Raw genomic sequence first — 23682 nt, 5'->3', positions numbered from 1 at the left:
GTCTTAGCCCTCCACCACTTCGAGGCCCATCGAGCGGGCGCTTCCGGCGATGATCTTCGTCGCTTCGTCGAGATCGTTCGCATTGAGATCAGCCATCTTGGCTTCCGCGATTTCGCGCAGCTGGCTCGTCTTGATGGTTCCGGCGCTGACCTTGCCGGGCTCCTTGGAACCGGATTTCAGCTTCGCAGCCTTCTTGAGGTAGAAGCTGGCAGGCGGGGTCTTGGTGACGAAGGTGAACGAACGGTCCGCATAGACCGTGATGACGGTCGGGATCGGTGCGCTTTTTTCGAGGTCCTGCGTCGCGGCGTTGAACGCCTTGCAGAATTCCATGATGTTCACGCCGCGCTGACCCAGAGCCGGGCCGATGGGCGGAGAGGGGTTTGCCGTGCCCGCGGGCACCTGCAGCTTGATATAGCCTTCGATCTTCTTGGCCATGACGGCCTCCTTTCACACTGTTCCCGCGGGCGCGCCGCAGGTCATGATAAGCGGTCGAGCGGTCCGCGTTGGACGCGAACCTTCCGCATGGGTTTTCCGAAGCTGTTGCCTGGGAAGCCGCGCACATAGCGATTTTTCGCCGGAAGGCAAGCCGTCATGCGCTCATACCAATGCGCGGAGAAATCGCTTCGCTTCTGCGGAGGAACTGCTAATGCGATCCTTTAGCAATAAGAGGTTCCAGTTTCATGCGCTTTTTTTCGCTCGCCGCCCTGACCGCTTCGGCAGTTGCCCTTGCCGCCTGTTCGGACAACACCTCCGAGGCACCTACCGACACGGATGTTACGGCGACCACCGAAGTCGACAGCACCGCCGAAGCCGCCACGATGACCGTGCTCAATGCGAATACGGCCACCGAAGAGCAACTCGCTGCAGCCGAGGGCATGACACCCGAACTGGCCCAGGCGGTCGCAGCCAGCCGCCCTTACGATAACGTCACGGCTCTCAACGCGAAGCTGATGGAAACGCTTTCCGAAGAAGAAGCCGCGAACGTGCTCACCACCGTATTCGTGCCCGTCAATCTCAACACCGGCACCGAAGAGGAAATTCGCCTTATTCCCGGCATGACCGACAAGATGGTTCACGAATTCGAAGAATACCGCCCCTATGCCGACATGGGCGTGTTCGACCGCGAAATCGGCAAATATGTGGACGAGGCCGAAGTCGCCCGCTTCCGCAACTACGTAACGCTCTAACGCCGCTGGAGCACGACCCGCACGATCTCGATCGCGGCCAGTATCCCGATGTGAATATAGGCCGTGGTCGGATCGAACGCGGATAGCGCCCAGTGCACAAAAGTCAGGACCGCCGCCGGATAGACAAGGCGGTGCAGCCGCTTCCATGACCGTTTCATGATCCTCATCGACCGGTCGTTCGAGGTCACCGCGAGCGGCAGGAACAACGCAAAAGCGAGCCAGCCAAGCAGGATGTAAGGTGCCGAAAGTTCGTCCAGGATCATGTCCGCGGACCCCTTGCGCCACAGGTAGATCGCGGCGTGGCCAAAGGCGTAGGCGAAGCTGGCGAGGCCCAAATCGCGCCGCCGCTTCAGCAGCCACCCCGTCCATTTTGCACGGCGAAAGACGAGGCGCAGCGGCGTGACTGCTAACGTGGTGAGGAGGAGCCAAGCGGCCCAGTCACCACTCTCGCCGATGGCATGACCGTAGCCATATGCATCCGGCGTAAGCGAAAAGCGCGCTGCCATCCAAGCCGCCGGCAATGTCAGCAGCACCCACAACAGCAGGCGCGAGACGGGAACCGTCATCAAACGGATTATCTGCTTGCGTGAAGCGGGCGCGGACGCCCGCGGCTCACTTCACCAGTTCGACTTGCTCGAAATCGAGTTCGACCGGCGTCGCGCGGCCAAAGATGGAAACCGAGACCTTGACCTTCGCCTTGTCGAAATCGAGTTCCTCGACCACGCCATTGAAGCTCGCGAACGGACCGTCGAGCACCTTGACCGAATCGCCGATCTCGTAATCGACCGAAATGTCCTTCTTCGGTGCCGATTTCGCTTCCTCGACCCCGCCGAAGTAGCGTGCGGCCTCTTTCTCGGAAATCGCCTGAGGCTTGTTGTTGTTACCGAGGAAACCGGTCACCTTCGGCGTATTCTTCACGAGGTGATAGACGTCGTCGGTCATGTTCAGCTTGGCGAGCACGTATCCGGGCATGAACTTGCGCTCGACCTGAACTTTCTTGCCGCGCTTTACTTCGGTAATGGTCTCGGTCGGAACTTCGACTTCCTCGACCCCTTCGGACAGGCCGAGCCGCTCCGCTTCGGCGAGAATGGAATCGCGCACCTTGTTCTCGAAACCGGAGTAGGCGTGGATGATGTACCAACGTGCCATGATATCTGCGTGAAACCTTGTTCCTGGTGGTGGTGCGCGGCGGCGTTAGGCCAGCGTCAGAAGCCAGCTGACGATCGCGCTGAAGACTGTGTCGACGCCGAGGAAGAACAGCGACAGGATCACCATCATGATGAAGACGAAGATGGCGGTGCGGATCGTCTCTTCGCGCGACGGCCATACGACCTTGCCCGCTTCGGAGCGGACCTGGCGCAGAAATTCACCCGGATTGACCTTCGCCATGTTCGTTTGCCTTCGCTTGCCTCTAGCTTCACCTGATGCCTGTCCGAACCTCGTTTCGGGATTGGTCCAGCGCCGCCCCGGCGATATTTCCGGGAGGGGCCAGGCAAAACTCCGATGTCGGAAGACGGGAGCGCATTTAGTCGGCAGGCGCGGCAAAAGCAAGGGGGCCGTGCCGCGCGGCGACGAGGCGCGTTTATCCGCGTTGCGGTGCAGCGAGGGGGTAGCGCTGATGCGAAAGGCGCTTTAGCGTGCACCGCTTCGACATCGACTGTCACGGGACGCATTGGGGGTACATAATGGCAGCAGGCCAACCGCAGACGCTGGGCGAACGGCTCGTCCAGCCCGTCACGAACATTTCCGACTTCATCTGGGGCGGAACATGGAACGGAGAGGCGGTCATCCCCTTCCCGCCGCTTGCAATTATCCTGCTTGGGGTCGGCGCATGGATGATGATCGGCCTGCGCTTTTACCCGATCGTCAAACTGGGCAGCGCCTTCGCCGGGCTGTTCAAGGGCCGCAAGGGCGCAGGGGCAGGCGAAATCTCGCCGTTCGCCGCGCTGTCCACGGCACTTTCGGGGCAGGTCGGCACGGGTAACCTTGCGGGCGTCGCCACAGCCATCGCGCTCGGCGGACCCGGCGCGATCTTCTGGATGTGGGTCACGGCACTGTTCGGCATGGCACTCGGCTTCGCGGAAGGCTCGCTCGCCATCCGCTACCGCGAGAAAACCAGCGACGGCGTCTACCGCGGCGGCCCGATGAGCTACATCATGATGGGCCTCGGACCCAAGTGGACGTGGCTCGCGATCCTGTTCTGCCTCGGCACGCTGTTCTCTGCGCTGGTAACCGGCAATTCGATTCAGGCGAACGAAGTCGCGAGCGGCCTCAACGAGCTTTTCGGCTGGGAACGCTGGCTCGGCGGCCTGGTCGTCGCCATTGCCGTCTTCGTAGTCATCATCGGCGGCATCAAGTCGATCGGCCGTGTCGCGGAAAGCGTCGTGCCGTTCATGGCCGCCGCCTACATCGTGATGGCGCTGATCGCGCTCATCCTCAACTTCGGCGATCTGCCCGAAACCTTCGGCCGGATCTTCGGCGGAGCGTTCAATGCGCAAAGCGCGAGCGGCGGGTTTGCCGGCGCGGCGATCATTCTTGCTATCCGGGCAGGTGTAGCGCGCGGGCTGTTCTCCAACGAGAGCGGCCAGGGCTCGACCCCGATCGCCCATGCGGTGGCACAGACCAACGATCCGCAGCAGCAGGGCCGGATGGCGATGCTCGGCACGTTCATCGATACGATCATCATCTGCACCATGACCGCGCTCGTCATCCTCACGGTTGAAGGCGACTTCACCTATCAGGGCGAAGCGGTCCGTCACGTCTGGCAGTCCGACCTCGGCACGACCGCCCAAAGCGGCTTCGTCACGACATCTGGCGCCTTCGCAGCAGCGTTTCCGCTGGAGATCGGCTCCATCCCCATCGGCACGCTGATCGCCAGCATCGCCCTGATCCTGTTCGTGTTCACGACGCTGCTCACCTGGAGTTACTACGGCGAGCGGGCGATCACCTTCCTTTACGACCGTATTCCGGGCTCGACCCGCGGCGGAGAGAAAGCCTTGCACATCGCGTGGCGCGTAATCTGGTGCATCGCCATCTTCATAGGAGCGACGCAGCCTTCGCAGCTCGTCTGGCGCATGGGCGACATCTCGAATGCGGCGATGGCGTTGCCGAACCTGCTGGCGCTCGCGCTACTCTCGGGCGTGGTGTTCAAACTGGCGCGCGGCGAGAAGGATGCTGGCCCCACCCACACCGCCGAAACGCCCGAAGAACCGGAAGAGTATTAGGCGGCTGGCTGCTGGACTGGCGGCGCCGTTAAAGAAAGGGCCGGGATCTCTTAAGACCCCGGCCCCCAATTCGTTAACCAGAAAACTTCTTGATTTAACGGCTCGCGAACAGACGCTCCAGCAGCGAGGGCTGGTGCATCGGCTGCACGCGGCCGTATTTCTGAAGCCGCAGGGAAGCATCGCGGTAAGCGCGTGGTTCTACCCAGCTATCCGGGCGGCTGCTACGGAAGGACATTGATGACATGGGCTTTCTCCAACTTCGATGAGGACTTCATCTCATCGACAATAATGCCCAGTCCATCGCTAGGTTTCCGACTTTGCAAAATTTAGGATGTTAACGATAATAGCGTTGCCGAAAGATCACATCTTGTCAGACGTTAACTGTAAGATGTTGGATTCCGGTACATTTGTTAACCATAACCGAAAACCGCGAGGGCGCGATGGTGCATACGCTGAAACGTGTCAGCCACGAATCGGTCGGTCATGTGGGGAAATGGCAGGGGTGACAGGATTCGAACCCGTGGCCCTCGGTTTTGGAGACCGATGCTCTACCAACTGAGCTACACCCCTGCATGGGTAGGCCGCAGCATCTAGGGCGGCGGCCGGTGCATGGCAAGCACGATATGCGGCCTTGGGCCGACCGCCTGCCCTGCCCCCTTGCGGCGGCGCCGGCAACGGCTCAAATTGAGTGGCAAATGCACACCCCGACCTTCTCCGCCGCCGACGATCCGATCGATCCGCGCCTTCTGCTGCTCGCATATCGGCAGGGCGTCTTTCCCATGGCCGATGCGCGCGATGACAAGGAGGTCTTCTGGGTCGAGCCACGCGAGCGAGCGATCATTCCGCTGGACGGCTTCCGTTGCTCGCGCTCGCTGGCGAAGGTTCTCGCGCGCGGCACGTTCCGCGTGACCTGCGACGCCGCTTTTTCGGAAGTCATCGCCGAATGCGCTGCGCCCCGCCCTGCAGCCGACGGCGGCGCGGAAGGCAGTTGGATCTCTCACCGGATCGAGGCAAGTTACGTAGGACTCCAGCGCCGCGGCTACGCGCACAGTATCGAATGCTGGCAGGAGGACCGTCTGGTCGGCGGCCTTTACGGCGTCGCATTCGACCGCGTCTTCTGCGGCGAGAGCATGTTCAGCCGAGCCGACAACGCCAGCAAGGTAGCGCTCGCATGGCTGGTCGCGGGTATGAAGGAAGCGGGTTACCGGCTGCTCGACTGCCAGTTCATGACCGCGCATCTCGGCCGGATGGGTGCGGTATCGATCCCGCAGGCGCACTACCTGGAACTGATTGACCAGGCTGCGGGTCGGCCCGAAGCACGGCTACCGCTAACGATCGCCGATCTGGCGGAGCGCGGCGATCAGGCCTCTTCGCCCGGAAAGCTCATCGCGCAGTCCTTGACCCAGACGTCGTAGATCGGATGCTCGACTACATTAAGTGACGGTGAGTTCTTGAACAGCCAGCCGGAGAAGATACGGCGGAACTCGCCCTCGCCCGACTGCTGGTTGGCATCGCGCACAAGCACTTGGACGAAAGCGCCGGTTTCCTGCGGGCTTTCCCACGGTGCGGTTCGCTCGCAAGCGGATAGCCGCACGGCGATATTACCGAGCCGCCGCGTTTCGCCGGGCTGCATCTCGAGGTCGCGCGAGAGGTTGTTGCGCTTGTTGAGCACGCCGATCGTCGCGGTCCGCTCTCCCATCGGGGTCGCGCCTTCGACCTGACCTTCGGGCTGAACGATCTCATCCTCGCCGGCCAATTCCTCTGGCACGGTCGTTTCTTCCGCCTGCGGCTGCGTGGGCACTTCGTCCGAGCAGGCAACCGCGCCGAGCAGGCACACGCCTGCAGCGGCGATACCCAGATTGAGCCGTCGCGCCATCACTCCGGCGTCCAGGCCTCGTAGTCTCCGGTCGTGCGCGCCCGCTTGCCGCCCATTTCAAGCGCGCCTTGCGGACGGTAGGCATTCGGCGTTCCGGTCGCGTTCGGCGTGTAGTCGGCTTCCCAGATGCGGGCGGGCGGCAGGTTGCTTTCAGGCACGTCGTCGAATGCGCCGTGGAGCCAGCCGTGCCATTCGGGCGGCACGCGGCTCGCATCGTTCGCGCCTTCGTAGATGACCCAGCGCCGCTCGCCGCCGCTGTAGGAACCGGCGGTGTTGAGATCGCGCTTGTTCTTCGAGCGGTAATAGGTGTTGCCCTGCGCGTCCGTGCCGACTTTCTCGCCCCGCCTGCTCGTGAACAGGGAGGTCCCGATCGTGGCGCCGTTCCACCAGGTGAAGATTTTGCCGAGTATGCTCATGGCCGCGCGGTTAAACCATTCTCGCGGTGCGGCCAAGTGATTTGGCGCGGGTCACGCCGCCTTGTTACCATGCGACGACATCGCCCGGCTCGATGCCGAGTTCCGCCGCGCGGCCCCCACGAATTTCGAGCACCAGATTGGCGTGACCATCGGAAATGAGGTTCTTTTCCGAGTACGGCTCGCCGGTGATGATGTTGAGAATGCGCCCGTCTTCCCCAACGAAGATGATGTCGAGCGGGGACGGCGTGTTCTTCATCCAGAAGCCCTGCACTGCGGCAGCTTTGTAGGGGAAGATCATGCCCTCGTCGTCGCCGAGCGGCGGGCGTTCCATCAGCCCGCGGCTTTGCGCCTCGCGGCTGCGGGCGACCTCGACCCGGAAGCGGTGGGTCTGCTCGCCAGTGTCGATGGTGAGCGGAACGACCTCCAGGCCGGAAACCGGATGCTGGGTCACGGCCTGCGCCGGGGCTTCGGCAACGGCAGTATTTTCGGCGCCCGCTTGCGGCGAACAGGCGGCCAGCAGGGCCGAAACAAGAGCGATAGGTACTAGGCGATCAATCATCGTCGTCTCCTGCGGCCCAGCGTTCCGCCGCCGCGATAGAGGGTGCGTCTATCACCGATTTGGCCGCACCGAAATCATGTCCTGCACGCAGCATCGCCGCAAGCTGCTTTTCGCGCAGCTTTTGCTGTTCCTGCCACACTTCGAAATCGCGCTCGTTTTCCGGCGCTTCTTCGTCCGCGCTTAGAGCCGAACGCGAGTAGGGACCGAAGCGCCGCTTCTTCGCCAGCGCCAGCGCAGCTTCGCGGGCTGCGGCCTCCTCCGGTGCGTGCGACTGGCGCAGGTCTTCCGCGATCCCGTCGTGCCGCAGCGTCGCCTCGATCCGCCGTGCGCCGTAACCGCGGGAGAGCAGGTTGCTGGCCCGCGTCTTTGCGTAGAGGTCGTCGTCGACGTAGCCCTTCTCCACAAACCTTTGAACGATGCGGTCAGCGTGCTCTCGCCCTGTCTCCGCGTTCGCATCGGCGTCGGCAGCATCATCCGGCAGCCAACTTTCCGCAGCGTCCGCGGCAAACCCGCGCTCGCGCAGTTTGCGCAGCAGATACTGACGCAGCTTGTTCGCGCTCGTCGCGAAGCGGGCGACGTATGCAAGCGCCAGCTCCTCCATCCGCGCCGGATCGAGCGGCTTTGCAGGACGCCGCTCCCGACGCTGACCGCTTTTTCGCTTGGGATTGTCGAAGCTCATGCCTTATTCGTGCCACACTCCTTATCAAATGGGAAAGCTTGCAGTTTTGCGTAGGTTCATGACAAAGGCGCGAAACGGTGATCGAGGGGGTCAGAAGGCGCAGAATATCAACGTTTTGCGACACACATCATGAGCAACACAGCTATCAAGCCGACGCCGAACGACTGCGATTTGCCGCGCCGCCGCGCCGATTTCGCGACGTTCAACGAAGCGATCGATTACGCCGCCCGCAGCAAAAAAGGGCTGAACTTCCATGATATGCGGGGGGAGCTTGCACGCGGCTATCCGTATAGCGAACTCAAGGAAGACGCGCTTGCTATGGCGCGCCGGCTGGCCGCGAGCGGCATCGAAAAGGGCGACCGCGTCGCGCTGATCGCCGAAACATCGCCCGAGTTCGCCGCGCTGTTCTGCGCCTGCGTCTATGTCGGCGCCTGGCCGGTCCCACTTCCGCTTCCCACCGGCTTCGGCGGGAAAGAGGGCTATATCGACCAGCTTGCCGTGCAATTGTCCTCCAGCGATCCCAAGATGCTGCTCTATCCGGCGGAGATCGACGAAATGGGTGCTGCCGCGGCAGGGCGGCAGGGCTGCGAAGGCGTGAACTGGGCCGCGTTCGCCGAGCGAGAAGCCGCCGAGTGCGACTTCCCCGAAGCCGAGCCGGAAGACATCTGCTACCTCCAGTATTCCAGCGGCTCGACCCGGTTTCCGACAGGCGTCGCCGTTACGCATAAGGCGCTGCTGCACAATCTCTACGGCCATGCAGCCACGATGGACGTGCGCTCCAACGAGCGTGTCGTCAGCTGGCTGCCGTGGTATCACGACATGGGCCTCGTCGGCTGCTTCCTGTCGCTGATCGCGAACCAGATGTCGGTCGATTACCTCAAAACCGAACATTTCGCGCGTCGGCCTCTCGCCTGGCTGTCGCTGATCAGCCGCAACAAGGGCACGACGCTCTCCTACTCGCCGACCTTCGGCTACGACATCTGCGCGCGCCGCGTGTCGAGCCAGACGCAGGTCGGCGACAAGTTCGACCTGTCGCGCTGGCGGGTCGCGGGCAACGGCGCGGACATGATCCGGCCCGACGTGATGCAGAATTTCGTCAATGCCTTTGCCGAAGCGGGCTTCAAGGCGAGCGCGTTCACGCCCAGCTACGGCCTCGCCGAGGCGACGCTGGCGGTTACCGTGATGCCGCCCGGCGAAGGCATTCGCATCGAACTGGTCGAGGAAGAGCGGCTTTCCGGCACGCCCCGCGACCTGTCGCGTCCGGCGCGCTACCGCGCGATCGTGAACTGCGGCAAGGCGCTGCCCGACATGGAAGTCGAAATCCGCGGCGAAAACAGAGAGGCCAAGGGCGACCACCAGATCGGCAAGGTCTGGTGCCGCGGTCCCAGCGTCATGCACTCCTATTTCCGTAACGAGGAAGCGACGAACGACTGTCTCGTGCCGAGCGACGACGGCGGCGGCGCGTGGCTCGATACGGGTGACATGGGCTATCTGGCCGATAGCTACCTGTTCATCGTCGGCCGGGCGAAGGACATGATCATCATTAACGGCAAGAATCACTGGCCGCAGGACATCGAATGGGCGGTTGAGCAGCTTCCGGGCTTCAACCACGGCGACATCGCGGCCTTCTCGGTCGAGACCGAGGCCGGGGAGGAAGCGCCCGCCGTGCTGGTACATTGCCGCGTATCCGATCCCGACGAGCGGGTGAAGCTGCGGCAGCAGATCCGCGACAAGGTCCAGTCGGTGACCGGCATGAACTGCGTGGTCGAACTGGTTCCGCCGCGCACGCTGCCTCGCACCTCCTCCGGAAAGCTCAGCCGGGCGAAGGCGAAGAAGCTGTATCTGTCGGGCGAGATCCAGCCGCTCGAACTGGCGGCCTAGCCTAGCAGAAGCACGCCCAGCACGGTCAGCAGCGAAAGCAGGCTGACCCCGAAGACCAGCGTCCGGAGCTTGGGAATGCCCGCCCAGTAGAGCGGCAGGTAGACGAGCCGCGCGCCGAGCCAGACCCATGCGGCGATGGCGGTAAGCTCGCTCGCCTTGCCTGCCAGCACGACGCCGAACAGCGCGATGATCGCAAGCGGCAGCGTTTCGCGAAAATTGCCGCTCGCACGCTCGAGCCGGCCGGCGATGTCATTGAGCGGCGGCTTGTCCTCGTCCCGCGGCCCCATGTTCCATTCCGCGCCGTACTGCTTCGTCTTGTAATGGGCCGCCAGAAGGATGTGGACGACGAGCAGCAGGCCCGCCAGCGCCAGCACGATCAGTTCGCTCGTCATTCCGTATCTCCCGTGTTCCAGTTTACGGTGACCGGGCCGAAACCTTCTCCGTCGGTCTCGGCAGTGAACTGCACGCCTGCGCCCGACAGAACCTGGCTCGCGGCGGCAACCGCACCAGCGGGTCCGGAGAGCCGGACCGGCACCCCGGTACGAGACGAGGCCCACGCGGCGAGGGCCAATGCGCGCCGTCCGGCGGCGTCGGGCTCTTTCTCCTCGAAGGTGATGTCGGGCAAGTCCCGCAGGGGCGGCGTGATCCTGACGTCCCACCCCTGCTCCGTATCGGTGATGCGCCGTTCGAGCTCCCGGTACGCGGCAAGGCTCGCTCCTTCGAGGGGCTGCGCGGTAACCAGTGCGCGGCGGCGCTGACGGTCAACCGTCACGTTTTCGGGATCAACTCCAGCGACGATTGAAAGGCGGGCAGCGAGTTCCTCGGCCCGGTTGGCGGCGGCCTCTTCCTGCGCGCGGGCCGCCTGAAGCTGCGCTTCCTCCGCCGCCGAAGCGCTCGTTCCGACCAGATATTGCGTGAGGGTGAGGTTGACCGGCCGGTCCAGTTCACGCTCAAGCCCTTGCCGCGCGAAGCGTTCCGCCTCGTCCTCCAGCCGCGGGGTGAGCACGGTCGCGTCGATGGTCAGCGGCTCCGCATCCCAATCGATGTCGATCTGCGACAGACGCGCCCGGTCGTCGAACCCGTCGAGCAGTTCGCTGCGGATCACGCGCTGCGCCTGCGCTTCCCAGCCGATCTGGATGAGGGTGAGGCCGAGCGGAATGGCGAGCGCCACGAATACGGACACGACGATGACGTTCTGCACCAGTGTCGATCGCTCCGACAGGGTCGAGCTGAACCCGTAGAGCCGAGCCATCGCCATCGCGATAAGGGCGATGGCAACGAGGTTGGTGACATAGAGCAGCAGCGCGCCGGAAAAGACCGTCCAGTTGAAGGTTGCGAGGCCGAACCCGACCACCGCGATCGGCGGCATGAGGGCGGTCGCGATGGCGACCCCGACGATCGTGCCCTCGCGCCCACGGATCATGGCATAGGCCCCGGCGAGGGCGGAGAAGACCGCCACCATGAGATCGAACAGATTGGGACGGGTGCGCGAGGCAATCTCGGAAGTGACCGTCTGTAGCGGCGAGACGAACACGATCAGCGCGCACAGCGCGATGGCGATCACCGTTCCTGCAAGCAGCGAGCGCATCGACTGGCGCATCCACTTGTAGTCGCCCACCGCGAGCGCGAAGCCGAGGCCCATGATCGGACCCATCAGCGGCGACAGCAGCATGGCGCCGATGACTACGGCCGGCGACGAAAGCAGCAGGCCGAGGATCGCGATCCCGCCTGACATGGCGATCATGAACAGGTAGCGGGCCGACAGTAGGCATTCCTCGCGCCGCTTCTCGATGACGCTGGCCTTGTCGACCGTTCCGACGACCGCATCGCGCCACCAGCGGCGCCACGACAGGATCACGCCCGCAAAACTGTCGCGTTCGAGCATGCCGCGCGCTTCGCCTTCCGGATTGTCGGACCCGGCATTGCCAGCTACCGGGTGGCCGGAAAATCCTGCGGACCTTTCCCCGCTCCGCATCGTTTCTTCGGCCAAATCGTCCCTCCTGCCGCGAACCTGTGTTTCTGGCGGCGTCAGCCGCCTTAGCCGCCTGTTAGGTGCACTTGAACCCCCCTTGAGTGCGCTTTGGCTTGCGCTGCTATAACGGCTCGCTCTAAGCTTGAAAGGCGTGTTATAGATTACTAATACAGTAAGGAATGCTGGCTCCTGTTCATAGGGGCCTCCACAGGAACGAAGAGCGGGAGCAAGCGGCGTAAAATGGCTGAAAATCAGACCGGCACCACGACCAAGACGGCGACGGATTTCGAACTCACGCCGCCCGACCCCGTACCCGCCGTTTCGGCGGAAAAGGCCGCGGGCCTCGTGCCCGTGTCCGAGGAGACGAAGAGCAAGCTTCAGACCAAAGTCGAAGGTTTCGTCGATGCGCTGGTCGCGGAAGATGCGAACTCGCCCGAATTCGGCAAGAAGGTGGACCAGCTCACGAACATGGGCCGCAAGGAAATCGCGGCCGCCTCGCAGCATTCCAACCGCTTCCTCGACCGGCCGGTTCGCGCGATGGACCGGGACGACGGCGTCGGCGCCAACCTGGCCGAACTGCGGCGGACCGTGGAAGAACTCGACCCGTCGAAGCGCGGCAAGCTAACGACGGGGCGCAAGCTTCTGGGTATCATTCCGTTCGGCAACAAGCTGAACGACTATTTCCGTTCCTACCAGAGCGCGCAGGGCCATATCCAGGCGATTCTCAGCAAACTGGCCGACGGCAAGGACGAGCTGCTGATGGACAATGCCGCCATCGACGTGGAACGGCAGAAGCTATGGGAAGCGATGGGCAATCTGGAGCAGATGATCCATATCTCGCGCGCGCTCGACGAACGGCTGGAAGAAAAAGCCGAGGAACTCGATCACAGCGATCCAGCCAAGGCGAAGGCGATCCGCGAAACGGCGCTGTTCTACGTGCGCCAGCGTACACAGGACCTGCTGACGCAAATGGCGGTGAGCGTGCAAGGTTATCTCGCGCTTGATCTCGTGAAGAAGAACAACGTCGAACTCGTGAAGGGCGTGGACCGCGCCAGTACCACCACGGTCGGCGCGCTGCGTACCGCCGTGACGGTGAGTGAGGCGATGACCAACCAGCGCCTCGTCCTCCAGCAGATCACGGCGCTCAACGATACCACCGCGAACATCATCGATTCCACCAGCACTATGCTCCGCGACCAGACCGGCAAGATCCATGAGCAGGCCGCATCGAGCACGATCCCAATGGAAACGCTCCAGCGCGCCTTCCAGAACATCTACGACACGATGGACGAAGTAGACGAGTTCAAGCTGCGTTCGCTCGCCTCAATGAAGGAGACGGTCAACGTGCTGTCGAGCGAAGTCGAGAAGTCCAAGGGCTATATTGCGCGCGCCGAAGGACAGGCGAAGGCGCAGAACCGCATCGCATCGGAAGAACCGTCGATGCTGGAACTCGAGAACTGATGGGCGATCTCACCACCAACAGCGACCGGCTGATCGAGGAAGCGCGGCGGGTGCGCGACGACAACCGTTCGGGGGGTCGTCATCGGCGTGCCGGGTCGATCGGCGAAGGATCGCGCGACATCAAGGCGCGGCATTTGATGCGCAAGGTCGTCCGGGCGCTGGCTGCAATCGGCGCAATCCTAGTCGCCGCCATGATCGCAGGCATGGTAATCGGCGGTCTCGGCTTTGTCGGCGTGATGCTGACGGCACTCGCAGTCCTTACCGCGGTCGTCGTCTTCAGCGTATTTCCGCGCATGAAAGTGCCCAAGCGCGCCGATCTCAACAAGGGTGACGTGCGCCAGATGGTCGGCCGGACCGAACTGTGGCTGGAGCATCAACGCCCCGCCCTGCCGGCACCGGCAGCGCGCCTTATCGACGATATGGGCGTGCAGCTCGATACGCTCGGCGCGCAGCTTGAAACCATCGACCAGAACCACCCCGCGGCGCGCGATATTCGCACGCTCGTCGGCGAAGTATTACCCGAAACGATCGACAGCTATCGCCGCATTCCAGCAGGAATGCGCGGCGACAAAAGCGCCGGCTCTACACCGGACGAGCAGGTCACGCAGAGTCTCTCTGCGATCAGTAAGGAACTCGACAGTATCAACCGCCAGCTTTCGAGCGGCGCGATGGACGACCTTGCGATCAAGACCCGCTACCTCGACTACAAATACGGCGAAAATCCCCAGACCAAGATCGAGAAGAACTAATGCGCGTCGCAATCCCGCATAATCTCGAAAAGGCCGAGGTGCGCCGCCGTCTGCGCGAGCGCAGCCACGAGATCGCCGATCATATTCCCGGCGGCATGGCGCAGGTCACCACCGACTGGCGCGGCGAGGACGAAATGGGCATGTCCGTCGCAGCTATGGGCCAAGCAATCAACGGCCGCGTCCTGGTCGAGGAAACGCAGTTGGTGTTCGAGGTGCAGCTACCGCCAGCCCTATCGTTCGTCGAGCCGCTGGTGGCGGGCGCAATCCGCGAGAAAGGGCAGAAACTGCTCACCTAAGCGGGTCGCACACGCCCCTATAGGTCGCGGTCGAGTTCCAGATAGTCTTTCGGGATGCGAAGCGCGTCCGACGCCGCACGTGTTTCGAGGAAGAACAGCACTAGCGCCCACATCAGCAGGCCGATCGCGACGATGAAGATGAAGGCAACGAGCGGCTGAAGCGGTGCGCTGGCGAACTCCTCGACGAACAGCAGAACCACCGTCACGCCGATGCTGAGGCCGCTCATGACCATGCGCAGGATCGCGCTCCCAATAAGTTCGATGCGCCGGTCGATGATACGGATTTCGCGAACGATCAGATCATGCTCGGCGCCGCTGGTCTCGCGGTGAAGTTGCTGAAGCTGGCGCGACCGGTCGACGACGCGTCCCAGCCGGGCCGACAGCAGGTTCATGATGTTGCCAATCGCCACGAGGACGAACACCGGAGCCAAAGCCAGCTGAATGGTCTGCGCGATCATTATGTGCGAACCTGCGCGAATATGCGTCTGGCATTAAACATGAATTAAATACCGGGTTAATTTCGAAAGGATACGGAACGCAGTTCGATATTAAGTCTTGTAAACAGGAGTACCGTGGGAGAAGGGGTATCCTTTGCGATAATGCGTATGACCGCGTTAGAATGTACAGCGGTCTTGGGCTAGAGGGCGTATCAGGAATTTGAGTTCTGCTAAACCAGTCGAGAAGCCGACTCTTCGGCAATTGCTGCGCGACGGAACGCAGCGGGTGCACGAGACGCTCGACTTGCGCGTAGCGGAATTGTGCCTGACCGATCCCGAAGATTACGCGGAATTTCTGCTGTTTCAGTACCGGTCTCGCTTGCCCGTAGAGGCTTGGGCAGAGGCCGAAATGCCGCAGGATTTGCTCCCTCCTTCGCAAGTTCTTCTTATCGCGTCCGATCTGTCCGCGCTCGGCGACACGCTGCCTCCTGTCGCCACCGATTTTTCGCTTCCATACGGTAGCGACCCTATCGGCGCCGCATGGGCGCTCGCAGGTTCGTCGCTAGGGAACCGTGCCATGCTGTCCCATATGCGTAAGGCCAGCGGTTCGCGCGGCGAATGGCCCGAAGCCTTTCTTGCCGATGATCGGATGACGCGGTTCTGGACCGGCTTGCGTACGAAAATCGAGCAACCTTTCAGCGGCGATCCCGCGGCCGCGCTCCTCGGCGCCGAAGCTGTCTTCGCTCGATTCATCGAGGAGAGCGAGCGTATTACCGAAAGGGCGGCAGCATGAACATCCGCATGCCTAAGGTCGACCTGTCGAACTGCGACCGCGAACCCATTCAGGAACTCGGCCTCATCCAGCCGTTCGGGGCGCTCGTATCGGTCAACAACGACTGGATGATTGCCCATTACTCCGCGAATGTCTCGGAGATACTGGGCAGGGATGTCGGAATTCTACTCGGCAAGAAGCTGAGCGGAATTTTCAGCCCTTCCGCGCTCGACCGCTTGCGTGACGCCGCCACGCTATGCAGTAAGTCCGATCACGTCGAACGGATCTTCGGCATCGAGCTCGTCGACGGGGCAGGCCTGTTCGACTGTGCGCTGCACGGCGCCGGCAAGTGCCTGACCATCGAATTCGAACCACACGATGCCGCCGATCACGCCGACCAGATCAGCATGATCCGCCCGATGCTGGAGCGCGACGATGGCAAACTGCCTGTCGAGGAACTGTGCTCGGTCGCCGCGGAACACGTTCGCAACCTTCTCGGGTTCGACCGAGTGATGGTATATAAGTTTCACGACGACGGTTCGGGCGAGGTTATTGCGGAAGACCTGAAGCACGGGACGGATAGCTTCTTCGGACTGCGCTATCCGCACACCGACATCCCGCGCCAGGCGCGGCAACTGTACCTTCGCAACCGCTTCCGCATCATCGCCGACGTCAATGCGGGAAACGTGCCGATCGAGCCGCTCGTATCGATGGACAAGACGCCGCTCGACCTCAGCATGTCGACGCTCAGGGCGGTCTCGCCCATCCACATCGAATATCTGAAGAACATGGGGGTTGAGGCCTCCCTGTCCATCTCGATCGTGATCGGCGGAGAGCTTTGGGGCTTGTTCGCCTGTCATCATTACGAGCCCCGCCCGCTTCCCTATTCGAAACGCACGGCGGCGGAACTGATTTCGGAAGTCTTCTCGCTCAAGCTCGACCGGGCCTTGAACGCGCAGATCGCCGAGAGCCGCCGGCGCAGCCAGCAGCTTCACGAGCGCCTGATGCGTAGCTTTGCGGACGGCCAATCGCTTGCCGAAAGCTTCGATACGGTTGGTCCCATCATCGGCGAGATCGTGCCCTGCGACGGGGCCAGCGTCTGGTTCGACGGCGTGTACAACACCGTCGGTTCCGCTCCGACACGCAAGGAGTTCGAGCAGATCCTGCCGGCGCTCAACAGCGGTGCGACGAGCCAGACTTTCGCAACGTCGTCGCTGCAGGAGCACATCCCTGCAGCCAAGGAGTTCGCCGACCGCGCCGCCGGTGCGCTCATCATCCCGGTGTCCCGCAGCCCGCGCGATTACCTCGTACTATGGCGCAAGGAACTGGCGCAGGTCGTACACTGGGGCGGTAATCCCGAAAAAGCTGTCGAGTACGGCCCCAATGGGATGCGGCTGACCCCGCGCAAGAGCTTCGAGGCGTGGCAGGAAGACGTCGAGGGCCACTCCGAACCGTGGTCAAATCAGGCGCTCGAAATTTCGCGCTCGCTGCGCGTGAGCCTACTCGAGGTCATACTTCGCCTCACTGACGAAGCGGTACAGGAACGTGCGAAGGCGCAGCAGAAGCAGGAATTGCTGATTGCCGAACTGAACCACCGCGTTCGCAATATCCTGAACCTGATCCGCAGCCTCATCAGCCAATCGCGCCATCAGGCGGATACGATCGAAGAGTTTTCCGCGCTGGTCGGCGGGCGGATCAGCGCGCTTTCGAACGCACACGACAATATCACGCGGCAAAACTGGACTGCCGCGGCGTTTCGCGATCTGCTCGATTCCGAGACTGAAGCCTATCTGAGCGGGAAGTCGAACCGGATCAACGTGAGCGGCATCAACGCTCTGATCGCCCCCGAAGCCTATACCGTCCTCGCGCTGGTCATACACGAAATGATCACGAACGCGGCCAAATACGGCTCTTTGAGCGACAGTACGGGAAGGCTCGACGTCGAACTCGAACGCGACGAACAGAAGAACCTGCGCATACTGTGGCGCGAGCACGATGGACCAAAGGTCAAAGAACCTTCCCGCCGCGGTTTCGGCTCGACCATCATCGAGAAATCCATCCCGTTCGAACTCGGCGGCAAGAGCGAGATCGAATACGCTCCGGACGGCGTTTCGGCCCAGTTTCTCATTCCGGCAAAATACGTGCGCTTCGGCGGTAAGGTCTCCAGCGACACCGCGGCGGAGAAGGAACGCGTCTCCGCGCAGCAAGCGTCATCGGGAGAACTCCCGAAATCCGTCCTTCTGGTCGAAGACAGCATGCTTATCGCGATGGACGTCGAAGACTGTTTGTCGGCGCTCGGCGTAACCGAAATAACGGTCGCCAGCACCGTTCCAGCGGCACTGGAGATCGTCAAAGATCACAAGTTCGATCTCGCGATCCTCGACTTCAACCTGGGCGACAGCTCGAGCAAACCCGTCGCCAAGGCTCTTCGGGAGAAAGATACGCCGTTCGTACTCGCGAGCGGGTACGGCGACATGGGCGATCAGGTCGGCGAACTCGGCGCGGCGAAGCTTTTAACGAAGCCATACGGTAAGCAGGAAATCGAAGCGCTTCTTGCCGAATGGCAGAGCTACTGACGCTGGGTCGCGCAGACTTTACTGCTGTTTGGCCCCCGGCAAAGTTCCGACATCCTGCGCCCCTTCGCGGGTGGTGACGAGAATGTCGTCGCCGTCCACGACAATGACGAGGTCGGATACGCCGACGACCGATACGCGCGGACCGTCGGTTTCGACCATCACGCCTCGGCAACCGCTCAGGTCGACCACACCGCGCGAAAGATTTCCGTTTTCGTCCGCCGCACTGTCATCGTTCAGGCGTGCTTCGAAGAGAGCGTCCCAGTTGCCGATATCGGACCAGCCCATGTCCGCCGAGACCACCGCCGCACGGTCGGTATTTTCCATTACCGCATAATCAACCGATTCTCCCTCGATGCGAGAGAAGGGTTCGCTCGCAGGGTGAAAGACACGTCCGTCGTCCTTACCTAGCTGCGCAGCGTCTTTGACGAGATGCGCCATTTCCGGCCGGTGGCGTTCCAGTTCATCCAGAAAGCGCCCCGCCTTGAAGGCGAAGATTCCGCCGTTCCAGACGTACCCGCCGTCAGCCAGAAACTCGGCTGCGCGCTTGGCGTCCGGCTTTTCTACAAACTGCGCGACCCGGTGGCCTTCACCTGCGGGTTCGCCAGTCCGGATATAACCGTAGCCGGTTTCCGGACGAGTAGGCGCAATGCCGAACGAAACCAGCCACTCGTCCCCGGCAAGCGCGGCTGCACGGGCGACCCCGCGCTCGAATTCCCGAGTATCCGCAATATGATGATCGCTTGGACACACTAGCATGACTGCGTCGGCCGGCAATCGATGGGCTGCCAGAGCAATCGCCGGAGCGGTATTCCGCGCCGCCGGTTCGACGATGATGTGCGCGTCCGCAGAGGCCTGCTCTTCGATGAAGTCCACATGCGCCGCTCCGGCAACGATCAGAGGTTCCGCATAATCTCCGGCACCACTGCCCGTTCGGTCGAGCGTCTGCTGAAACAGGGTACGATCGCCGAGCAATTTCAGAAACGGTTTAGGGCGCACTCGCCTGCTACGAGGCCAAAGCCGCGTGCCGCCGCCGCCGCACAGAATTATCGGATAAATGCGCGACATGGCTTAACTTTTCCTCGGCTCTGACAGGGTTTCATCAGTTCGCAGCGACGCTTTAACTTGCAAGTAGTCGAAGCGCTACCGTCCATACGCGCTACCTGAGATTGACGCCCCACCGCTGCCGCCAGGCATAGGTGGCCGGCACGGGATCGCCGTTTGCATCGCGCGCGGGCAGGAAACGGAAGCGCTCTACGGCGAGTTCGCAGGTGATACGGTCAGCCTCTGGGTCGGGGCTCGGGCTCAGGATGCGGCAATTCGAAGCCCGCCCGTCCACACCGACCGTCATTGCGATATCGACCGACTGGCCGCGCCTGATCTTGCGCCCGCCGGGCGGCGTCGGGTAGTCGGCGGCCGAGGATATGTCGCCGGCGATCTTCTGCGGCTTGGTAACGGCGACGCCTCCCAGGCCCGATCCGGCCCGTCCGGCTCCCGTCCCGGTGCCCTCGCCCGCCGCACCGGTCCCCGTGCCGCGATCGGTCGCGCCGGATGTAGACGCGGTCCCGGTCGAAGACGCGCGCGGCAACGGCTCGTCTTCGCGTAGCTGAATAGCGGGGCTCGGCGCAGTCACCAGCTGGGGCACTGCCTCCCGGCCGGGATCGCCTTGCGCACCTTCGTCCGGTTGCGGCTCCGGTGCTGGAGGCGGCGGCGGCGGGTCTTCCGGAGCGGTGACGGTAACGGTGAAAGTGGAGACGACCGAGCGCTCGATCGATTGCACAGCACCGGGCGCAAGGGCACGGACGAAACCGTAGAACAAACCCAAGTGAACGATCGCGACGACCGCGATTACCCAAGGGTTCGGCTTGCGACGGGTGGAACTGAAGCGGGTAGAGTCTGCCGACACGTTAGAGCAAACGCGCTGCCGCCCGGCGACGTTCCGCGAAGGCGCAGGCACTACAGCGAAACGGCGGCCCCCGAAGGGACCGCCGCTTTAATGTTCCTGCACGTCGTAAGCGGCAAATTAGAATTCGTAGCTCACTCCGAGTTGGATTTTCCACAGCGAGGACGAAACACCGATAAACTCATCGCGCAGACCCACCGTGCCGGTCTCCTCATCGTATACACCACCACCCGGCGTGTAGACGTAGCGACCCTGGTCATCGATATTTCCGCGAACCAGCGCTTCGGAATAGCTATACGAACGGCGGACATTCGCACCGCTATCAAGCAGATTCAGGAAGTTGTCGAAGTCTACGAACAAACGCAGGTTGTCGTCGCGCAGACCAAATGCACTCATCGGACCGGGGATCTCCTGGCCGAACCGCAGGTCGAGGTCGTAATACCACTCGTTGCGGCAGCTGTTACGCTCCACCGTCTGACCGCGAAAATCGTTCAGGCAGTCGTTCGCCGAGACGAACTGATCGACCGCATTGGCGAAGGCAGTGTCCGAGAAAACGACATTCGGATCGTTGGGGCCGGTGGGAACATACAGCAGCGAGTTGAAGTTACCGCTGGCGCTGTCGTTGAATACCGCGCTCGACGCGTTCTGGAACACGATCGAGTACGGACGACCCGAACTCGCCCGGAACACGAAGCCGAAGCTCGTGTCGTAATCGCCGAAGAAAGCTTCGCGGAAATTGAGCGCTGCCGAGATATTGTGGCGGTTCTCAAATTCGCCGGTTGCGACATCGACCTGCTGACGATCAGCGGCCGCCACGATATCGAAGCTCGATGTCGCGGTGGAGCTGTTCGAGTAGCGGTTGTTCTCAGCGTCGGTGTAAGCATATCCGATGTTGAAGTTGACGCCGCCCAGTTCTGTGAACAGGCCACGTTTCCAATTCTTGCTCAACACGACCGATGCGATCTTGCTTTCGAAATCCTCGCCATTGGTAAGCTGAATTTCATCGTCGCGACTGGTGCTGAAGCACGCAGCGGTCACGTTCGCATATTGCGGCGGGCGGCCTCCCTGATCGAGCAGAGTAGCATTACACCCGTCGGCAGTCGGATCGATCGCGCGATAGATCGGACGCCCATCGACACTGAAACCGTTCAAGCCAAGGCGGGTATCGACAACCTGCGAGAGGTCGACGAAGTCCACCGGGTTCTGGAACCGGCTGTAGATGAAGTCGAGGTTAAGGCGCCAATCCGCGAAGAAACCGTTGGCCGTACCGAATTCGGTCGCGAGACCGAGATTGGCGCGCCACACGGTCGGCTGCTCGAAGCTCGGATCGGTCGACTGCGTGTCCGCTAAACCGCGTGCGGATTGCGCTGCAGCGTTACTGACGACGCAAGCCGGAACGCCGGTGAAGTTATTTCCATCAGTCACGTCGGCCCGGGTGTCAACGAAACAGCCGTTGCGTCCGGTCTGTCCAAAGCCCACCGCGAACCCATTGTTCGAAAATGCGTTCGAAAAATACACCGCCGGATCACCGCCGGTAAACCGGCCGATGCCGCCCTTGATCTGGGTGTTGCGAAGGAACCCGTCGTTGAAGACGTCGTAGGTCACGCCCAGGCGCGGCAGCAAGACCGGATCGATCTTGCCGAACCCATTGGCGTTGGTGAAGCCGTAGCGATTGAAGAAGGCGGGATTCGCTTCCGGAGCATCGCCCGACAGCCATTCAGCGCGCAGACCGGCGACGACCCCGAGTTGCTCGGTCGCTTGCCACTCGTCCTGCGCGTACATCGTCCAGGTACGGCGTTTCCAGCTCGCCGCAGCATCGTTGATGTCTCCAGAAGCGGTGAAATTGCCGTAAGCGCCGGCGGATTCGCCCGCGACGATCGCGTCGCCGTCGGGGAAGGTGTCGGTACCGCCCGACAGCAAGCCGTTGGCGAAATCATCAAGATTGGTGAAGGTCAGCGTACCGGTCGAGTTTTGAGCGAACAGGTTGAACACGTCGAGTTCGTTGAACTCGCCGCCGATGGTGATCGTGTGTTCGTCGGCATTGATGCGAGCGAGCGCTTTCAGCTGAGTAACCGTCGTCTGAAGGTCGTTGGACGTACGCGAGAAGCCAGGGCCTGCCACGATCGAGCCGTTATTGCCGTTATTGCTGACGCCGACCACGAAGCGCGGCATCGGCATGTCGCTCTGGGCTTCGCCGCCGCCAACTGGCCCTTGGACGTCCCCGACTTCGGCGCGGCTGGCGCGGATTTCGGTAGTGATGGTGTCCGTCCAGTCGGAATAGAGGCGCAGCGAGTAGTAATCGCTGGTGGTGCCTTCTTCTTCGAAGCTGTTGAGCCCGGTGAATACGCGGCTGGTCAGCGAGAAATCGTCTTCCTCGACATTGACTTCCTCAAGGCGCTGATAGGTCGCCTCAAGACGGTGATCTTCGGTAATATACGCATCGATGCGGCCGAAGTAGCGCTGGCTGTTCTCGGCAAGCGACGTTGCCTGGCCACCGCTGTCGAAGCCGTAGACGCTGCTGAGGATGTCGGAGAAACGATTGAACTGCGCCTCGGTGACGAAATCCACCTCGTTGGCAAAGCCCTGACCCGGCAGGCCGGTCAACTGGCTGTCGCCTAGATCGGTTTCTTCGTAACCGACGAAGAAGAACAGTCGGTCGGGAATGATCGGACCGCTGAGCGTAGCGCCCCAGCGCTTCTCTTCATACGGCGCACCGGCGAAATCGGTGCCCTCGATGCTGTCCCCCTGCAGACTGTCGTCGGCGTAGGTGAAGAATGCCGAACCGTGGAATTCGTTCTGGCCCGACTTGGTCACGACGTTGATGGCACAGCCGGTGAACTGACCGTACTGAACGTCGAAGGGGGCGAACTCGACGGACGTCTCGCGGATCGCATCATAAGGAAGCGGCAGCGAGTTACGGCTGGCGAAAGGCGTTCCGTTCAGGCCGAACAAGTCGGACTGGGCAATGCCGTCGACGGTGAAGGCGTTGGTGCGATCGTTGCCGCCAAGGCATGAAACGCGATCGACTTCGTTGGAACGGTCTAGGCTGACGCGTGGGTCGATGCGGATGATGTCGCGGATGTCGCGGCTGATCGAGGGGAAGGCTTCGATGGTTTCTTCGCCGAATGACTGGCCCGGACCGATCGCACGCTGGCTGAGCTGCACACGCGCGCCGGTCACGACGATGACATCTTCGGCACCGGCAGTAGCGGCACTCGACAGCGAGAAGGTCAGCTGGGCGTTGCCCTGCAGGTTAATGAAGACGTCTTCGATCGACTGGCCCTCATAGCCAGGCGCGGTGGCGGTGATCGTGTAGGGTCCGCCCGTGACGAGGCTATCGACGCGGAACGAACCGTCGTCGCCCGCGGTCAGAGTGCGGCTGGTACCGGTGCGGGTGTCGGTGACGACGACCTGCGCGCCCGAAAGCGCCGTTCCCGCTTCGTCGGTCACGAAGCCCTGCACACCCGAGGTGATCTGCTGTGCGGCAGCCGGAGTGGCGACGAAAGTGGCGCCGGCGGAAAGGCTGGCAATGGATGCAGCCAGCAGATATTTGAGTTTCATCGAGAACCCCTATGACCTTTGTTCAGAAATAATTTGATCAGTGCCGTCATTCGGCAGGTCCGCTTTCACTAGCGGATCGACTGCGCCTAAGCGGTCCGATTATTACCCCTTCGTGACATCATTACGCAATTGGCAC

General features: G+C 62.2%; 24 protein-coding genes and 1 tRNA gene. 9 read left to right on the top strand and 16 right to left on the bottom strand.

What is annotated here, in order from left to right; all coding sequences use genetic code 11:
- Positions 1-3: 3 nt before the first annotated feature.
- Positions 4-435 carry a 50S ribosomal protein L11 gene (gene rplK, locus HUV48_RS10945; RefSeq protein WP_176267790.1) on the bottom strand — a complete coding sequence of 144 codons (432 nt, stop codon included), beginning with the start codon at positions 433-435 and terminating at the stop codon, positions 4-6.
- 245 nt (positions 436-680) lie between these two features.
- On the opposite strand from rplK, the gene HUV48_RS10940 reads away from it, so the two are divergent.
- A complete protein-coding gene (locus HUV48_RS10940; protein ID WP_176267789.1) occupies positions 681-1187 on the top strand; it encodes a hypothetical protein in 507 nt (168 codons plus the stop codon).
- Here the strand turns inward: HUV48_RS10940 and HUV48_RS10935 are convergent.
- From HUV48_RS10935 to secE, 3 genes are read right to left on the bottom strand one after another with little or no spacing between them, the layout of a single operon-like run.
- Entirely contained in the window at positions 1184-1753 is a 570-nt protein-coding gene (locus HUV48_RS10935; protein ID WP_225871640.1) for a protein-methionine-sulfoxide reductase heme-binding subunit MsrQ, read from the bottom strand. The genes HUV48_RS10940 and HUV48_RS10935 overlap by 4 nt on opposite strands.
- 46 nt (positions 1754-1799) lie before the next feature.
- Complete coding sequence (gene nusG / locus HUV48_RS10930) at positions 1800-2336, bottom strand: transcription termination/antitermination protein NusG (RefSeq protein WP_176267788.1); 537 nt, start codon at positions 2334-2336, stop codon at positions 1800-1802.
- A gap of 45 nt (positions 2337-2381) precedes the next feature.
- Positions 2382-2576 (bottom strand): preprotein translocase subunit SecE, encoded by a 195-nt coding sequence (gene secE, locus HUV48_RS10925; RefSeq protein WP_176267787.1) that lies wholly within the window; start codon positions 2574-2576, stop codon positions 2382-2384.
- A gap of 296 nt (positions 2577-2872) precedes the next feature.
- Here secE and HUV48_RS10920 point away from each other — a divergent pair, with 296 nt between their 5' ends.
- Positions 2873-4411, top strand: a complete 1539-nt coding sequence (locus HUV48_RS10920; protein WP_176267786.1) for an alanine/glycine:cation symporter family protein — start codon at positions 2873-2875, stop codon at positions 4409-4411.
- Between the two features lie 94 nt (positions 4412-4505).
- Here HUV48_RS10920 and HUV48_RS10915 read toward each other — a convergent pair whose 3' ends face one another.
- Together HUV48_RS10915 and HUV48_RS10910 are read right to left on the bottom strand one after the other, a co-directional pair.
- The gene (locus HUV48_RS10915) at positions 4506-4655 is read right to left on the bottom strand and encodes a hypothetical protein (RefSeq protein WP_176267785.1); all 150 of its coding nucleotides are present in this window, start codon (positions 4653-4655) and stop codon (positions 4506-4508) included.
- Positions 4656-4905: 250 nt separating this feature from the next.
- Positions 4906-4981: transfer RNA gene (locus tag HUV48_RS10910), tRNA-Trp, on the bottom strand.
- A gap of 125 nt (positions 4982-5106) precedes the next feature.
- Between HUV48_RS10910 and aat the strand changes: the two genes are divergently transcribed.
- The gene (aat, locus tag HUV48_RS10905) at positions 5107-5826 is read left to right on the top strand and encodes a leucyl/phenylalanyl-tRNA--protein transferase (protein WP_176267784.1); all 720 of its coding nucleotides are present in this window, start codon (positions 5107-5109) and stop codon (positions 5824-5826) included.
- Here the strand turns inward: aat and HUV48_RS10900 are convergent.
- The 4 genes from HUV48_RS10900 to HUV48_RS10885 form a co-directional block, all read right to left on the bottom strand.
- Positions 5772-6287, bottom strand: coding sequence for a DUF2155 domain-containing protein (locus HUV48_RS10900; protein ID WP_176267783.1), 516 nt, complete (start codon positions 6285-6287; stop codon positions 5772-5774). The genes aat and HUV48_RS10900 overlap by 55 nt on opposite strands.
- Positions 6287-6703 carry an NADH:ubiquinone oxidoreductase subunit NDUFA12 gene (locus HUV48_RS10895; protein ID WP_176267782.1) on the bottom strand — a complete coding sequence of 139 codons (417 nt, stop codon included), beginning with the start codon at positions 6701-6703 and terminating at the stop codon, positions 6287-6289. Before HUV48_RS10895 ends, HUV48_RS10900 begins: the two co-directional genes overlap by 1 nt.
- A gap of 64 nt (positions 6704-6767) precedes the next feature.
- A complete protein-coding gene (locus tag HUV48_RS10890; protein WP_176267781.1) occupies positions 6768-7262 on the bottom strand; it encodes a DUF192 domain-containing protein in 495 nt (164 codons plus the stop codon).
- Entirely contained in the window at positions 7255-7941 is a 687-nt protein-coding gene (locus HUV48_RS10885; RefSeq protein ID WP_176267780.1) for a regulatory protein RecX, read from the bottom strand. The genes HUV48_RS10890 and HUV48_RS10885 overlap by 8 nt, the downstream gene beginning before the upstream one ends.
- A 129-nt stretch (positions 7942-8070) precedes the next feature.
- Here HUV48_RS10885 and HUV48_RS10880 point away from each other — a divergent pair, with 129 nt between their 5' ends.
- Positions 8071-9822, top strand: a complete 1752-nt coding sequence (locus HUV48_RS10880; protein WP_176267779.1) for a fatty acyl-AMP ligase — start codon at positions 8071-8073, stop codon at positions 9820-9822.
- On the opposite strand, the gene HUV48_RS10875 is transcribed toward HUV48_RS10880, so the two are convergent.
- A complete protein-coding gene (locus tag HUV48_RS10875; protein ID WP_176267778.1) occupies positions 9819-10214 on the bottom strand; it encodes an MAPEG family protein in 396 nt (131 codons plus the stop codon). The genes HUV48_RS10880 and HUV48_RS10875 overlap by 4 nt on opposite strands.
- Entirely contained in the window at positions 10211-11812 is a 1602-nt protein-coding gene (locus HUV48_RS10870; protein ID WP_225871639.1) for a TIGR00341 family protein, read from the bottom strand. Before HUV48_RS10870 ends, HUV48_RS10875 begins: the two co-directional genes overlap by 4 nt.
- Positions 11813-12034: 222 nt before the next feature.
- On the opposite strand from HUV48_RS10870, the gene HUV48_RS10865 reads away from it, so the two are divergent.
- From HUV48_RS10865 to HUV48_RS10855, 3 genes are read left to right on the top strand one after another with little or no spacing between them, the layout of a single operon-like run.
- On the top strand, positions 12035-13255 hold the full coding sequence (locus tag HUV48_RS10865; protein WP_176267777.1) for a toxic anion resistance protein: 1221 nt from the start codon (positions 12035-12037) through the stop codon (positions 13253-13255).
- A complete protein-coding gene (locus HUV48_RS10860) occupies positions 13255-14004 on the top strand; it encodes an MFS transporter (RefSeq protein WP_176267776.1) in 750 nt (249 codons plus the stop codon). Before HUV48_RS10865 ends, HUV48_RS10860 begins: the two co-directional genes overlap by 1 nt.
- Positions 14004-14300: a polyhydroxyalkanoic acid system family protein gene (locus HUV48_RS10855; protein ID WP_176267775.1), complete on the top strand. Its 297-nt coding sequence runs from the start codon at positions 14004-14006 to the stop codon at positions 14298-14300. The genes HUV48_RS10860 and HUV48_RS10855 overlap by 1 nt, the downstream gene beginning before the upstream one ends.
- Positions 14301-14317: 17 nt before the next feature.
- On the opposite strand, the gene HUV48_RS10850 is transcribed toward HUV48_RS10855, so the two are convergent.
- Entirely contained in the window at positions 14318-14758 is a 441-nt protein-coding gene (locus tag HUV48_RS10850) for a DUF2721 domain-containing protein (RefSeq protein ID WP_176267774.1), read from the bottom strand.
- Between the two features lie 199 nt (positions 14759-14957).
- Between HUV48_RS10850 and HUV48_RS10845 the strand changes: the two genes are divergently transcribed.
- Both HUV48_RS10845 and HUV48_RS10840 read left to right on the top strand, forming a co-directional pair.
- A complete protein-coding gene (locus HUV48_RS10845; RefSeq protein WP_176267773.1) occupies positions 14958-15530 on the top strand; it encodes a biliverdin-producing heme oxygenase in 573 nt (190 codons plus the stop codon).
- Positions 15527-18085: an HWE histidine kinase domain-containing protein gene (locus HUV48_RS10840; protein WP_176267772.1), complete on the top strand. Its 2559-nt coding sequence runs from the start codon at positions 15527-15529 to the stop codon at positions 18083-18085. Before HUV48_RS10845 ends, HUV48_RS10840 begins: the two co-directional genes overlap by 4 nt.
- Positions 18086-18103: 18 nt before the next feature.
- Here HUV48_RS10840 and HUV48_RS10835 read toward each other — a convergent pair whose 3' ends face one another.
- From HUV48_RS10835 to HUV48_RS10825, 3 genes are all read right to left on the bottom strand, one after another.
- Entirely contained in the window at positions 18104-19150 is a 1047-nt protein-coding gene (locus HUV48_RS10835) for a mannose-1-phosphate guanylyltransferase (protein ID WP_176267771.1), read from the bottom strand.
- Positions 19151-19241: 91 nt separating this feature from the next.
- Positions 19242-19988: an energy transducer TonB gene (locus HUV48_RS10830; RefSeq protein ID WP_176267770.1), complete on the bottom strand. Its 747-nt coding sequence runs from the start codon at positions 19986-19988 to the stop codon at positions 19242-19244.
- Between the two features lie 117 nt (positions 19989-20105).
- Positions 20106-23546 (bottom strand): TonB-dependent receptor, encoded by a 3441-nt coding sequence (locus HUV48_RS10825; protein ID WP_176267769.1) that lies wholly within the window; start codon positions 23544-23546, stop codon positions 20106-20108.
- Between the last annotated feature and the right edge of the window lie 136 nt (positions 23547-23682).

Source organism: Qipengyuania atrilutea (assembly GCF_013370205.1).
Classification (GTDB): domain Bacteria; phylum Pseudomonadota; class Alphaproteobacteria; order Sphingomonadales; family Sphingomonadaceae; genus Actirhodobacter; species Actirhodobacter atriluteus.
The sequence above is the reverse complement of the archived record's forward strand: the minus strand, read 5'-3'. Positions and strand labels throughout refer to the sequence as shown.

What these genes read in the sequence shown, in the direction of transcription:
- HUV48_RS10860 (WP_176267776.1), top strand. Translation starts at nt 13,255, where the DNA reads ATGGGCGATCTCACCACCAACAGCGACCGGCTGATCGAGGAAGCGCGG.
- HUV48_RS10875 (WP_176267778.1), bottom strand. Translation starts at nt 10,214, where the DNA reads ATGACGAGCGAACTGATCGTGCTGGCGCTGGCGGGCCTGCTGCTCGTC.
- HUV48_RS10835 (WP_176267771.1), bottom strand. Translation starts at nt 19,150, where the DNA reads ATGTCGCGCATTTATCCGATAATTCTGTGCGGCGGCGGCGGCACGCGG.
- secE (WP_176267787.1), bottom strand. Translation starts at nt 2,576, where the DNA reads ATGGCGAAGGTCAATCCGGGTGAATTTCTGCGCCAGGTCCGCTCCGAA.
- HUV48_RS10880 (WP_176267779.1), top strand. Translation starts at nt 8,071, where the DNA reads ATGAGCAACACAGCTATCAAGCCGACGCCGAACGACTGCGATTTGCCG.
- HUV48_RS10915 (WP_176267785.1), bottom strand. Translation starts at nt 4,655, where the DNA reads ATGTCATCAATGTCCTTCCGTAGCAGCCGCCCGGATAGCTGGGTAGAA.
- HUV48_RS10885 (WP_176267780.1), bottom strand. Translation starts at nt 7,941, where the DNA reads ATGAGCTTCGACAATCCCAAGCGAAAAAGCGGTCAGCGTCGGGAGCGG.
- HUV48_RS10920 (WP_176267786.1), top strand. Translation starts at nt 2,873, where the DNA reads ATGGCAGCAGGCCAACCGCAGACGCTGGGCGAACGGCTCGTCCAGCCC.
- HUV48_RS10855 (WP_176267775.1), top strand. Translation starts at nt 14,004, where the DNA reads ATGCGCGTCGCAATCCCGCATAATCTCGAAAAGGCCGAGGTGCGCCGC.
- HUV48_RS10840 (WP_176267772.1), top strand. Translation starts at nt 15,527, where the DNA reads ATGAACATCCGCATGCCTAAGGTCGACCTGTCGAACTGCGACCGCGAA.
- HUV48_RS10900 (WP_176267783.1), bottom strand. Translation starts at nt 6,287, where the DNA reads ATGGCGCGACGGCTCAATCTGGGTATCGCCGCTGCAGGCGTGTGCCTG.
- HUV48_RS10850 (WP_176267774.1), bottom strand. Translation starts at nt 14,758, where the DNA reads ATGATCGCGCAGACCATTCAGCTGGCTTTGGCTCCGGTGTTCGTCCTC.
- aat (WP_176267784.1), top strand. Translation starts at nt 5,107, where the DNA reads ATGCACACCCCGACCTTCTCCGCCGCCGACGATCCGATCGATCCGCGC.
- HUV48_RS10865 (WP_176267777.1), top strand. Translation starts at nt 12,035, where the DNA reads ATGGCTGAAAATCAGACCGGCACCACGACCAAGACGGCGACGGATTTC.
- HUV48_RS10935 (WP_225871640.1), bottom strand. Translation starts at nt 1,753, where the DNA reads ATGACGGTTCCCGTCTCGCGCCTGCTGTTGTGGGTGCTGCTGACATTG.
- HUV48_RS10890 (WP_176267781.1), bottom strand. Translation starts at nt 7,262, where the DNA reads ATGATTGATCGCCTAGTACCTATCGCTCTTGTTTCGGCCCTGCTGGCC.
- nusG (WP_176267788.1), bottom strand. Translation starts at nt 2,336, where the DNA reads ATGGCACGTTGGTACATCATCCACGCCTACTCCGGTTTCGAGAACAAG.
- HUV48_RS10940 (WP_176267789.1), top strand. Translation starts at nt 681, where the DNA reads ATGCGCTTTTTTTCGCTCGCCGCCCTGACCGCTTCGGCAGTTGCCCTT.
- HUV48_RS10825 (WP_176267769.1), bottom strand. Translation starts at nt 23,546, where the DNA reads ATGAAACTCAAATATCTGCTGGCTGCATCCATTGCCAGCCTTTCCGCC.
- HUV48_RS10895 (WP_176267782.1), bottom strand. Translation starts at nt 6,703, where the DNA reads ATGAGCATACTCGGCAAAATCTTCACCTGGTGGAACGGCGCCACGATC.
- rplK (WP_176267790.1), bottom strand. Translation starts at nt 435, where the DNA reads ATGGCCAAGAAGATCGAAGGCTATATCAAGCTGCAGGTGCCCGCGGGC.